At 39.8% G+C, this 12,670-nt stretch carries 9 protein-coding genes and 2 pseudogenes; 5 read left to right on the top strand and 6 right to left on the bottom strand.

Annotated features, from left to right (window positions below; genetic code table 11):
- Window positions 1–79 precede the first annotated feature (79 nt).
- Window positions 80–540, bottom strand: a pseudogene (locus tag IP510_RS13910) (MBL fold metallo-hydrolase); the annotation flags it as partial.
- 68 nt (window positions 541–608) lie between these two features.
- A complete protein-coding gene (gene pqqA / locus IP510_RS08700; protein WP_075107140.1) occupies window positions 609–683 on the bottom strand; it encodes a pyrroloquinoline quinone precursor peptide PqqA in 75 nt (24 codons plus the stop codon).
- 456 nt (window positions 684–1,139) lie between these two features.
- Here pqqA and IP510_RS08695 point away from each other — a divergent pair, with 456 nt between their 5' ends.
- Entirely contained in the window at window positions 1,140–1,568 is a 429-nt protein-coding gene (locus tag IP510_RS08695; RefSeq protein ID WP_194364389.1) for a DUF2231 domain-containing protein, read from the top strand.
- Window positions 1,565–2,863 (top strand): PQQ-dependent sugar dehydrogenase, encoded by a 1,299-nt coding sequence (locus tag IP510_RS08690; RefSeq protein WP_194364388.1) that lies wholly within the window; start codon window positions 1,565–1,567, stop codon window positions 2,861–2,863. Before IP510_RS08695 ends, IP510_RS08690 begins: the two co-directional genes overlap by 4 nt.
- 703 nt (window positions 2,864–3,566) lie before the next feature.
- Here IP510_RS08690 and IP510_RS08685 read toward each other — a convergent pair.
- Entirely contained in the window at window positions 3,567–4,367 is an 801-nt protein-coding gene (locus IP510_RS08685; RefSeq protein WP_194364387.1) for an alpha/beta fold hydrolase, read from the bottom strand.
- Between the two features lie 432 nt (window positions 4,368–4,799).
- Here IP510_RS08685 and IP510_RS08680 point away from each other — a divergent pair, with 432 nt between their 5' ends.
- Complete coding sequence (locus tag IP510_RS08680; protein ID WP_194364386.1) at window positions 4,800–7,673, top strand: helix-turn-helix transcriptional regulator; 2,874 nt, start codon at window positions 4,800–4,802, stop codon at window positions 7,671–7,673.
- Between the two features lie 45 nt (window positions 7,674–7,718).
- Here the strand turns inward: IP510_RS08680 and IP510_RS08675 are convergent, their stop codons facing one another.
- The gene (locus IP510_RS08675) at window positions 7,719–8,462 is read right to left on the bottom strand and encodes an SDR family NAD(P)-dependent oxidoreductase (protein WP_194364385.1); all 744 of its coding nucleotides are present in this window, start codon (window positions 8,460–8,462) and stop codon (window positions 7,719–7,721) included.
- A gap of 378 nt (window positions 8,463–8,840) precedes the next feature.
- On the opposite strand from IP510_RS08675, the gene IP510_RS08670 reads away from it, so the two are divergent.
- Window positions 8,841–9,350, top strand: coding sequence for a 2,4'-dihydroxyacetophenone dioxygenase family protein (locus IP510_RS08670; RefSeq protein WP_194364384.1), 510 nt, complete (start codon window positions 8,841–8,843; stop codon window positions 9,348–9,350).
- A 726-nt stretch (window positions 9,351–10,076) separates the two neighbouring features.
- Here the strand turns inward: IP510_RS08670 and IP510_RS08665 are convergent.
- Window positions 10,077–10,568 carry a hypothetical protein gene (locus tag IP510_RS08665; protein ID WP_227669604.1) on the bottom strand — a complete coding sequence of 164 codons (492 nt, stop codon included), beginning with the start codon at window positions 10,566–10,568 and terminating at the stop codon, window positions 10,077–10,079.
- A 242-nt stretch (window positions 10,569–10,810) separates the two neighbouring features.
- Here IP510_RS08665 and IP510_RS08660 point away from each other — a divergent pair, with 242 nt between their 5' ends.
- Window positions 10,811–11,479, top strand: a complete 669-nt coding sequence (locus tag IP510_RS08660) for a hypothetical protein (RefSeq protein WP_194364383.1) — start codon at window positions 10,811–10,813, stop codon at window positions 11,477–11,479.
- A 144-nt stretch (window positions 11,480–11,623) separates the two neighbouring features.
- Here the strand turns inward: IP510_RS08660 and rhuM are convergent.
- Window positions 11,624–12,619: pseudogene (gene rhuM, locus IP510_RS13960) on the bottom strand (RhuM family protein).
- Window positions 12,620–12,670: the final 51 nt, after the last annotated feature.

Raw genomic sequence — 12,670 nt, 5'->3', positions numbered from 1 at the left:
CTTGTTTTATCACTGCGGTGAAAAAGGTATGCAAGTATATTAATTTTTAGATTAATTCAGGATTGGTATAGAGCGATTTGTTAGGAAATACATCAACAGTTATAAAGGTCTGTTTACGACCAATCTGATGGTATTGCAAACCGTCATTCCAGTGCTTAAACATATTAAAAAAGGGACTCTCGTCGTTAGATTTTGATAGACCATTCTAGTACACCAAACAGGGATCGGACAACCTTCACATAGAGTTAATAACCTCGTCGCATGGTCCAGCTGACTGTCTATCAAGACCACATTAGTGATGCTAGCACCTCTCAGTTGACGTGCTAGCTGTAACGACTTAAATCCGAATATTTGCTGACTAATGTCAATATATAGATTGAATAAAATCTAATCTATATGATTTTATGATATGGCTATTGAAGATTAGGTGCAGGTCTTTTCTTGTATGCTTCCTAGCCAAATACCATGATAGTTATGGCAATTACAACTCTGGGGCAAAAAAATAATATCAGCAGCAGAATCTAAAACATAAGTATAAATAGATCAGTATTTTCAAAAAAAAGCCCTAGTCATCTAGGGCTTTTTTTTGGATGTAAGTTTAGCAAATTTTAACGGGCTTCGAAATACATCGTGATTTCGAAACCAATACGGATGTCTTGAAAAGCTGGTTTAGTCCACTGCATGGGATTGCTCCTGAATGAATATTCTTAGTTGATAGGCAATATTAGTAAAGGGAATACCTGATGCTATTACAATCTGACCCCTGATGTCAATTTGTTAGATGTTAACTTGGAACATTTTAGTTACGAAGTTTAGCGGTAATATTCTAGTATACTTATGTTTATAAATATAATGATTTACTGTGAAGTTAGTATTTGGAATTTATTGATGGAGCATGCTAATTATTAGACTTCAGATTTTGTGAGTTAGGAAAGGCTATGGCTAGTACTTATTAAAGAAAAAATAACCAGCTTATGTTCATTAAATAATTAAAAAAGGATTGAACAATTCTTTTGGCTTTGGTATGTTTCAAGCCATGTTTTCATTTGATAGGAATTGAATTCCATCATGCGTAGTTCGGGCCGGTACAATCAGTACGGTCAATCGAATCCTCGTCTACCATTAATAAGGAAATCGCCATGACTAGTGCTGTTGCCCGACACTCCGGCACCGCGCTGCACCCGCTGCATGCGTTTTTTTTGGCCGGAATAGTACCTCTGTTTATCGGAGTCTTACTTAACGATTATGCCTATTGGTCCAGCTACGAGCTGCAATGGAAGAATTTCGCTTCCTGGATGCTTATAGGTGCGCTGGTGTTCAATGGTCTGGCTTTGCTAGGCTCAATTTTATCTCTAGTCCGCGCTGATAAGCGCATGGGTACGCCAGTGGCTTATTTTCTGTTGCTACTGGCCACCTTTGTACTGGGTATCCTCAATTCATTCATTCATGCAAAGGATGTTTGGGCCAGTATGCCGACTGGGCTTATTCTATCCGTTATCACTGTCATTCTGGCCTGTATCGCAACCTGGATTGGCCTCACAAGCTGGCGTATTGGAGGTGCAAGATGAAACCACTCAATATTTTATCAATATCTTTTTTAGTCGCTGCTCTCTTAAGCGCATGTGGCGAAAACAATGTAAACGACGCGGAACAATTAGGTGCCAACCCGACCTTGCCCGAAGCCCAACGCGGTCTGTTACCCACTTTGAAAATCGCTGAGCCAGCAGGTTGGGGTGATAACCGACCCATAGTTCCATCAGGCTATAAAATCACAGCCATTGCCACTGACCTTAAGATTCCACGGCAGACGCTGGTCTTACCCAATGGCGACATACTGATTGCTGAGGGCAAGGGCGGTGGTGCACCCAAGCTACGTCCTAAAGACATTATTGCTACTTATTTCAAAGCCAAAGGCACTACATCCGTCAAAGGAGGCAACCGTCTGACTCTTTTGCGCGACAGTAATGGTGATGGTACTTACGAGACACGTACTGTATTCGCCGAGAATCTGAATGCGCCTTATGGTCTTGCACTAATCGAAGACCAACTGTACGTTGCCAATCAGGATGCGGTAGTGCAGTTCGATTATCAGCCCGGACAGACCACCGCTAGTGGACCGCCACGTAAACTCACCGATCTGCCTAGCATGGTCAATCATCACTGGACCAAGGCGATGACAGCCAGTCCGGATGGGCAATTCCTATACGTGGGCATTGGTTCCAACAGCAATATTACTGAAAACGGACTGGATGTAGAGGCGGATCGCGCCAGAGTTTGGGAGATAGATGCCAAAAGCGGTGCTCACCGACCTTATGCGACCGGTCTGCGTAATCCAACGGCGTTAGCTATCCTGCCTGGCACTAACCAGTTATGGGCCGTGATCAACGAACGTGATGAGCTCGGTCCACGACTGGTACCCGATTACTTGACCTCAGTTCAAGAAGGTAAGTTTTATGGTTGGCCCTACAGCTATTGGGGACAAAATGTCGATCCGCGGGTCAAGCCAGAGCAACCTGATATGGTAGCCGCCGCGATTGCTCCAGACTACAGCCTTGGGTCGCACAAAGCTCCTTTGGGCATAGCGTTCTCAACGACAACCATGGGCGGCAAGTTCAGCGAAGGCGCATTCATTGGTGAGCATGGTAGCTGGAACCGTTCAGACCCAGCGGGTTATGATGTAGTGTTCGTCCCATTTAGCAACGGTAAGCCAGCCGGAGACCCAGTTAATTTTGTCACTGGATTCCAAGGTGAAAATGGTAAGACCTTTGGTCGACCGGTAGGCGTGACAGTGGATCCAAAAGGAGCACTCATCGTTGCAGATGACCTGTCTAATACCATCTGGCGAGTGACTCCAACTCGATAATCGGCACGTAAAAAAACTCCTACGCGTGTTGCTTTAACTCGCGTAGGAATACCAAACAACAGCTGAGCTATGCTGAAAAAACTATAGAACCAAACTTGGTAAACTGACGACTCAATGAGGATTTTATCATGACTAAGAAAATAAGAACCTATAGTACAGCTTTCAAAGCTGAAGCCGTCAAAACAAGATGTCCGTGACGGCAAGCATCAAGTACTCTAATCGCTTCACAGACTTGGATGCCTTCAAGTTGTCTCCCTGCCGGATTCAGTGAAAATGGTTTACCTGTGGGTATGGAACTGATTGTTTTGCCATATCACGAGCCAGATTTATTCCGACTGGGTTATGCATTCGAACAGGTTAATAATGTACGTCGTAAGCCTGAATATTTATAACTTCTTAACTTTAAATAGTTACCTTAACGCTTTAAAATATAGGCGTTAAGGCGATAAAATATAGCCATTATTGAATGGAAAAGCTAAAGTTTTCGACGTTATTAAGTTGATTAATGTCAATGTATAGCTTAGTTACAGCATAATACTGCGGATAACGACAGACGATTTCTATTTCAAAGTTGGAAGTGTCAAGCACATAGACAAATTCACTAATGACATGAATAAACATGCTTTATTAAATTCCATTAAGTGAGTAAAACACTAAAATCTTAAGCTATTAAAATCTTAAGCTATTTGCTATGAAGTCCGCATTATGAATGTGCTGAAATAAAATCTGCAATATATCTATTAACGATTTCTGGTTGTTCAAGCGCTACCGAGTGTCCTGCTTTTGGAATTATGAACATCTGGCCATTCGCTACTGTTTTAGTAATATTTTCTGACAGAGGTACTTCATAGGCATGATCCTGTTCGCCTGCCAATACTAGCGTAGGTACTTTGCACCCTTTAAGCTCATCTAATATGCCAGTGCGATGAATAACGCCATTAGCACTGCGCGCGATGTCCGGTCCTAGTTTTAACATATGATCACGCCAGTACTCACGCTCACTTGCTCGAGTGGCATCTGCTAAATAGTCGTCGCCAAACATGATATACATAAGCGTATCGATAAATGGCTCAGTACCTTGTGCACCTAAGCCTTCAACCAAAGGCAAAAAATCGGCCAGTTTGTATTCAAGCTCTCCGCTAGACCCAAGTACAATACAACCCTTTAGCAAGTCTGGACGGCGAACGGCTAAACGTAGCGCAATGAACCCGCCCATAGAATTGCCAGCAAAAAAGCAAGGTCCTAGATCGAGTTCCTCAATTAATGCTATAGCATCGTTGGTATGAGTATCCATATCGACGCTTTTCAATTCTGAACGGGCACTTTGCCCTTGATCCCGATCATCATAGCTCACTACTCGAATGGTTTTAGATAGATGTTCTATTTGATGCGTGAACATTTTATGATCAAAAAACAGCGAGTGACTTAGTACCAACACCGGAGCGTCTTTAGGACCTTCATCGTTATAAAATAGGGTAGTTCCATTCACGTTAATATCTGGCATGATCTTTTTCCTTGTGTAAACACTATTGATCTTTATAACTCTTATAATAAACAGAGCGTGATATTCACCTTAATCCCTTAATACTTTTATCAGAATTTCTGAGGTATTGAAAGCGATGAATTGTGAGCGTATCGGTTGCTAGATAGTTTATTAATACGATAATTTTTAGCTCTCAGATATGCGTGCAGATGCTTAACATTATAGTGCTGTTTGATTTCAATATAAGCTGATTTACCACTCATTCACTTTGATTACAGTGTGTTTTTTACTCACTAATGTTACGATTCAACGAGTCATAATAGCTAGATGGCATGATGCATAATACGTGATACATGTTATAGCCTAAGGTTAATGTATTTCTTGCTATTGTGGTGCATAGTCATTAGAGCTACTCGCTATTTGGCAACCAATTATTAAAAAAATGAGGCAAGGATGCTGATTTTAAAAACAAAGATCGAACGACCACAATTGCAACAAGTCAGGCTGCTTGAGCGCCCCAAACTACTGCATCAGTTATTTGGAGATAATACTCATCGGTTGGTTTTGATACAAGCCGCTGCAGGGTATGGCAAAACTACTGTTATGTTACAGCAGAGCGAACAGCTAGAGATACGTCATCTCACGGTTGGTTGGCTAACTCTAGATAATGATGACAACGACCCTATACGTCTGTACCAATATCTGTGGACAATATTGACTCAGAAATCTGATGCACAATTATTAGTAGAAGACAGAATAACAAAGAGTCATATTCATCATTTACTGTCTCAGCTTAATACGACAACTTCCCATACATTATTTATTGATGAGCTAGAGGCATTATCCAATCCTGATAGCTTGAATATTATCTGGTGGCTATACCTATTTTTACCCAGTAATTACCATTTAGTTATTGCTTCACGTGCGCTTCCAAACTGGCCACTTGCAAAAGGTGAACTACAAGGATTGGTCCACATTATTAGAGCACATGAGTTGCGTTTGTCGGCACTTGATGCGCATATACTACAGCAGTACCTACACAGTAATTTGATACAAAATACCACGCTTACACCTTACATGGCAGCCAATCAGTCATTATCAGAGATGACAGTAGATGCTGCTAGCCCCTTAACTTTGATTGATAACGAGTTGGTATCAATGCTTATTGATAAAACGGAGGGTTGGCTAACAGGTATACAGCTCATTAATTTATGCTGTACGAATGAAAAAGATTTATACCAACTCGTACATCAAATGAGTGGCGCACAGCGGCAAATAGCTGATTTCTTAGCGGAGCAGATATTTTTACAATGTGATGCGCATGTCCAAAATCTTTTGTTAAATATTAGCGTATTGAGAAAAATAAATGCCAGCTTGTGTCACGCATTAACTGGTGCAACTGATGCGCAGGTCTTGCTGAAAAATTTAAGTCAACAAGGACTTTTTATTCAAGCGATAGATGATCAGTATCAGTGGTTTCGCATACACCAATTGATGAGACAGTTTCTGCAAACAAGGCTACAAAATCAAGCACCAGAAAAGTATTTTGTCACTCATTCTAAAGCAGCAGAATGGTATCAAACGAATAGTATGTTTTTGGAGGTGATCTACCATGCACAGTTAATCGGTGATAACACACTGATTTTGTCAGCTTTAACAGCAGTCAGTCATGATTTGATACTAGAGGGGCGGCTTTATAGTTTGTTAGAGCTGACTGAGTCTTTAACTGATAGTCAGCTGTGTCAACATCCAGCTTTGCTATATGATTTAATTTGGGGTTTGATTCTATCTCGTCAACATTATAAAGCAGCCCGTTATATAAAAGTGCTTGAGCAAGAAGAGCTTTATTTGTTAGATAATGACAACCAAACTTTTATTAGCCATAAAGATAAGCAGTTAGGACTGTCAGCAATGACTGCTTTTATTGCTGATGACTTACCCAAATCTTATCAGTTGGCGCAAATAGGTCTTCAACAACTGTCGCTAGAGGCGTATTTTTTTAGAGCACCGTTATTGGCCATCTGTGCTTTATATCAACTTAATAATGGCAACATCAGACATGCTCATTCGCTAATTTTTCAATCAAGAACTCTTTATATCAAGGATGATAATCCGTACGGCTTAACTTATATAGATAGTATTGATGCAACTTGTGACAGGCTATTAGGCGATATACCATCAGCCACTAAGAAATTTCAGCGCATTGGTATCAGTCCAGATTATGCTCAATTAGGGACCAATGATAGTAATCGCGATATGATGCTGAGTGTGGCAAGCAGTTTAAAAGCGAGCTTTTATTATGAGTGCAATCGTATTGAAGATGCCAGACAAGCACTTAGAGATTTCGACCAAGGTGAAAACATGGTCATCACAGATATGATTACGTTGGGTTTTTTGACAGAATTGAAGCTGGCATGTTTAGCAGGGATGGAGATTAGTGATCAAGATCTCTCAAAAGCCAATAGCAAAGCGGATGAATGGTTGCTCCCTCGGCTAACCAGTGATATACAACGATGGGTTGACGAGCAAGATTTGAAAAAAATAATGCCAGTAATGGTGACAGGAAAATACGACGATAAGAACGATCGGCTTGATTATCAAATAAAAAAGCGATCAAAAAGAGAGGAGGGTGAGCTTAGTGGTTTGACGTTGACTGAATTATTGACTGGACTGGATCTGTTACCATATCGTAAGGCGATATTTTCGGGTAATAGTCAGCAAGTAGCGGAAGTAGTGGTGGAGCTGAATCAACTTCTAAAAGCTGATCTACCCTTTGTGATACGTAATGCTCGCATAAGGTTATTGTTGGCAATGGCCTATCACGTGTTGGATCAACCTATACTGTCTTATAAGGGCTTATTAGATGCGCTGGAACAATTTAAATCAACACAAACACATCGAATCATACTCGATGAGCATCCGCTAATTTTAGTGCTGTTGAATAAGCTTTATCAGTATCAGGGAAATGAGGTTGCCGTATCGTCTGATATCCAAAAATATATAGTATCTATATTAGAAATAGGGGGTCGTGATTTTTATGAAGAAGGCAGTTTTTCATTGAAAGATAAGCAATCTCAAATAGAAAGCGCTATGCAGCTATCTAGTGATAATCAGAGTGATCCTAATAGTAGGATAGTTTTATCAGAGCGCGAAATTGAAATATTATTATTGGTTGAAAGTGGTTTGAGTGATGGACAGATAGCCGATAAGATTTTTTTGTCTATTCACACCGTAAAATGGCATTTACGTAATATTTATCATAAATTACAAGTCCGCTCCCGAACACAAGCCGTTGCGCAAGCACATCAACAGTATATTTTAAAATAGGCCAAGTCGTAACAGGTCATGACCTATTTTTAGAGCATTCACATATTAAACAATAGAATAGCCGCCATCGACGTTGACGATGGTGCCAGTAATCCAACTGGCTGCATCAGAAGCTAAAAATAAAACCACGTTAGCCACTTCTATTGGGTTACCAAACCTTGCCAGAGGCGTTCTTGCCATAATACCATCGGTAAAACCGTCTAATACTTTTAACTGTTGAATCATAGGGGTGTCAATCCAGCCGGGTGCTACAGCATTCACGCGAATGTTATCTTTTGCAAGGTAGATAGCATGAGATTTAGTCAATTGATCGATTGCGCCCTTGGATGATGCGTAAGCAGGCGTGAGTTGTGATCCAAATATAGAATACATAGATGAGACGTTAATAATAGAACCACTAGATGATTTTGCCAATAGTGGTGCCGCGCATTCACTGATATGAAAAACTGCCGTTAAATTAATATCAACAACCTTTTTAAACATAGGTAATTCGTGTTCTGTTGTTGAGCCAATACCCGCGCCATTAAAAAGCACATCAAGCTGATTTAAATTTTTGAAAAAATTAGCGACTTTATTTTCATCAGTGACATCTAATTCCACTGACTCAATATCCAATTGCTGTGGATACTGTGCCTCCTTACTATTTAATCCTAATGCCCAAACTTTAGCGCCTTTTTGTGCAAAGGCAATGGCAACGGCTTGTCCAATTCCTGAGGTTGCTCCGGTCACAACGACAACTTTATGAGCAAATAAATCTTTTGAAAATATATCTGATGCTTTCGTATCCATACGAAATACTCCTTTTATTAAACACCTATAACTTAAGTAGCTAGATAAACTAATAAACTTATTTTGCTGATATATGACCATGAAGCAGGTTAAACAGTTATTAAATATCTCTGTCAGAGTCTACTATCAGACATGCCCTAGTCATATTGATTAAAATTAGCATAAATATCGATAATAAAAGGATGGTTGTACTCAGTATTGTGTTTATAAAAAACCATTCTTTTGAGTGGTTGGCAGTAAGTTTTAGGCGAATATACTAATAGAGTATCTGCAAGAGTTAGGTGCAGTCACGGCTTAACTTGCTCACAACTAGCAGCATCTGAAGGAAACTGATGCTGACTCCGACTATTAATCGTATATCGCAAAAGGAATTGCATTATGTCTATCGGCACCCATCAAGACTATCTATTGACGCTAAATATGAAAAAGGAAGGCGAGATAAAAAATGCCTTGCCAGGCGTTCATATCACGCCCTTTTATTTGAACTCTGAAACAGGGGTATGGGTTATTTACGCCCGTTTTGAACCCAATACTCAACTGCCAGAGCATTTTCATACGGGGATAGTACATTTTTATACCACAGCAGGATCTTGGATGTATTTGGAGTATCCAGATGATGTGCAAACAGCTGGGAGCTATTTATTTGAACCAGCAGGGTCAACACATACACTCAGAAGTGATGAAGGTGCAGAGGGGTTCATCATGGTTGAAGGTGCTAATGTAAACTTCAATGAAGATGGCTCGCTTATGTTTATTATGGATGCTGGTTGGATTGAACAAATGCTACATACTGTTGCTAAAGAAACTGGACAAAAAATGCCCCGTTATATTAAGCCAAATGCTAATAATGATTTTAGTGATAAAGCTACGAATAATCCTACAGTCTAAATACCCATTTGATATCTACTAATAGTGAGAAACATCAAAAGTTATACTGTGATTTTAGCTTCGGGAATGACAATCGTCTTAATAAGACATCCTCTTGAGTCAGAGCGAAGCTATAGTAGGTCTTCATAAAATAATCCTTCTGAGTGATATGCAACTTAGAAGGGTTAATTCAACTCTAAAAAGAGCAGATCGCGAAGCACGCCTTTATCAAAGATAACAGGCGCTTTCTTAGTATTACTCGAATATGTCATATATTAGACGTGAAGCTATCAAGCTACTACGAGTGGGAAAGTTGTGGTATGAGCGCACAGCGCATATACCGTAACAAATGTGAGCTACTAGTTAAAGCAATACATAGTGAGAGAAAAAAACAAAAGATCGTCTACACGCATATCTGAGTTAGCAAAAGTGTAATATTAGCCAACACAGTCTAGAAGCGTTAAAGAACGTGGCATAAAATAGCTTTGGTACAATTTAATTATATTCCACGCATATGAGCTTCAAGTAAATTTCTATACAAGACTTTAATAAAAGTTATGGAAGAAAATAATATTATCATTAGATAAGTGTTTTATGTTTGTCATGACTGTTCTTCTATATAGACTTCATTTAACATAATATACATTATGCGAAAACAAGCCAATGGTTCTAGAAGGTTAGTACATAATAATTTACCGCATGTTATTTACACACTTTGCTAAGTTAAGTATCGATTTTAGCTTTCTACTAACGACAAGCCTCAAGCAAATGCTTACGCAACGTTTTACCATCGTCATCTAAGATTACGTCTGCGATTTGGCAATCTTTATCATTGTCATCACATGATAACTCATAATAAATATCGCTACCTTGCGCCAAGCTGACCTGAACCAAACCTTGCTCAGTCATCGAAAGCTTTTTGTCTTGTGTATAGTCAGGATCTTGAGAATCCCACAGCACATCATAATCAACATTGCATGACATTTGGTTTTTATCAAAATACGCTTGCTCAAGCGTCATCGCTGCTTGTAATTCAGTATTGGCGTACTGCTGTAGCACCGCAGGATTACTCATGCCTTGCTCATCTATGTCTTGTTGATACATTTTTGAAATGGTCGCAATTTTCATAGTTTCCATCGCAGATTGCTTCTGATCTGATTTTGTCACATCCGCTGTAGCAGTACCGACAGTCATCAGTGCTATGGTTAGTATCAATGTCAGCGATTTATATGTTGGCATGTCGTTCTCTACGAGCTTTTATCCTATGAATGTTACAGTCTATTACATCATAGCCATATTAGGACTCTGCTGTATTATCGTATCATTCAGGTTTACTTACTATTATCTCGATTACATAGCGTTTTTATGGTATTTCCTTATTTGTTCTCATGACAATTTATAGTGGTTTATTAATGACTGATTAGCTAGTGACACCTCTTTAGCTAATAACTTTCGCTAATAACTGTAGGAAGGACGATTTTATGACTATATTGCCTACTTTTTTTAAGGGAAAATCTACAACATGGGCCTCCAGTAGCCTTTTATTGCTCGCTCTGAGCGCAACTGGTTGCCAGTCTGCTTCTGAGTCCAGTGAGGCTATTGTCTCTCAATCTACCAGTATCTCGTCAACGCCTATTAGTGCTGATATCAGTCAACAAACCCTTAGACAGCAAGCGCTACGTATTCAGCGTGCACTGGCCAATAAGGACTTTTCTAGAATCACCAATGATATTCATCCCACACGTGGCGTTCGCTTTTCTATGTATGCTTATGTGCGGCCCGAGTCCGACAAAGTCTTTAGTCGCGGACAATATGCACAATATCTACAACAGTCCAATATTCGCTTTACATGGGGTGAAAAAGACGGCACGGGTGATGTATTAATCACGCCACTGCCAATGTACTTGGATACGTGGGTAGATGGTAAGAAGTTCAATAATGCCAATATCAGCATCAATGAATTCAAAAACAATGGCAATTCAATCAATAATTTAAAAGAAATATACCAAGCATCAGATGTTGTAGAGTTTTATTATAAAGGCACTGATGAATATGATGGTATGGACTGGCGGGTACTACGCTTGGTATTTGATGAGTATCAAGGTAAGCGTTATCTGGTGGCCATTATTAATGACCAATGGACGGTTTAGAGTGTATAGGAACGATTGACTGACCACTTTTATAGGGCGCGTTTAAAATGGCAGCCTACTCTATTTGATTATAAATATAATATATTCAAATATTAAGATGTAGTTTGCCAGTTATCGTTACTTGGTTTTTGATGACAAGCTTGTTTATTGCCCTTCTAACGACAACATATTCATAATCAGTTTGATCAAAGTCTCTTTTTGATTGGGGTCAGATTCAGCGACCAATAAAGTTAATGCCGCAAGCCCTGTATTGTTGATGACCATGTCGCATTTATCATTCAGCAGTCGGTGATTACGATGCAAAAAATCCACGAATAGAAACGCACCGCTGCGTTTATTACCATCAGTAAAAGGATGATTTTTCACCATAAAGTACAGTAGATGTGCCGCTTTACTCTCGATAGTTGGGTACGCAGGCTCACCAAAGACCGTTTGTTGTAAGTTACCCAATACACTATCCAAACCATCACCACGAGGTTTAGCAAATAATTCAGTCGCCTCACCCCTATCTATCAGCTTCGATTTCAAATCAGTTAGCGCTGCCATCGCCTCAGACGTACTAGGTAAGACACCACCATCTTATCCTGCAGGACTATCCAGTAGACCTTCATCATAGCGCTGCAACCATAAAAACGTCTGCGTGTAACGACTTATAATCTCAATCAGTCCGCGTCCTTCGTCGGTGTTAAGCTCGGGACTTTGTGCGGTCTTTTTGATTAGTTTTAGCGCTTGTTGCAATTCAGTAGAGTTTTTATCGAAGCGCTGTTGATTGAGTGTATAGCCTTGTACCAAGTACTCACGTAGGCGCTGTGTTGCCCAACGCCTAAATTGCACACCTTGAGGAGATTTTATGCAATAGCCTACTGATATAACCACATCTAGGTCATAAAAAGTCACCGGACGGTCTGAATTTGCAATATGCATTTTTTGCATATTGCTTTTTTCATCGATTTCTTCAGCTCTTATGGCATTGGCGATATGACGAGAAACCATTGATTGGTCACGACCAAATAATTCAGTCATTTGTGCTTGTGACAACCAAACGGTCTCTTGCTCGAAACGTACATCTACTTATGCCTTTCCATCAGCACTTTCATAGATTTCTACTTTTGCCACATTATCATTTATAGTATTAATCACCTCATCTTCCTAATTCCAATATGCTTATGCTGTCTTGAATACAGCTTACTG

This window comes from Psychrobacter sp. NG254 (assembly GCF_015277735.1).
Lineage (GTDB): Bacteria > Pseudomonadota > Gammaproteobacteria > Pseudomonadales > Moraxellaceae > Psychrobacter.
This window is presented reverse-complemented; position numbering and strand designations above follow the sequence as displayed.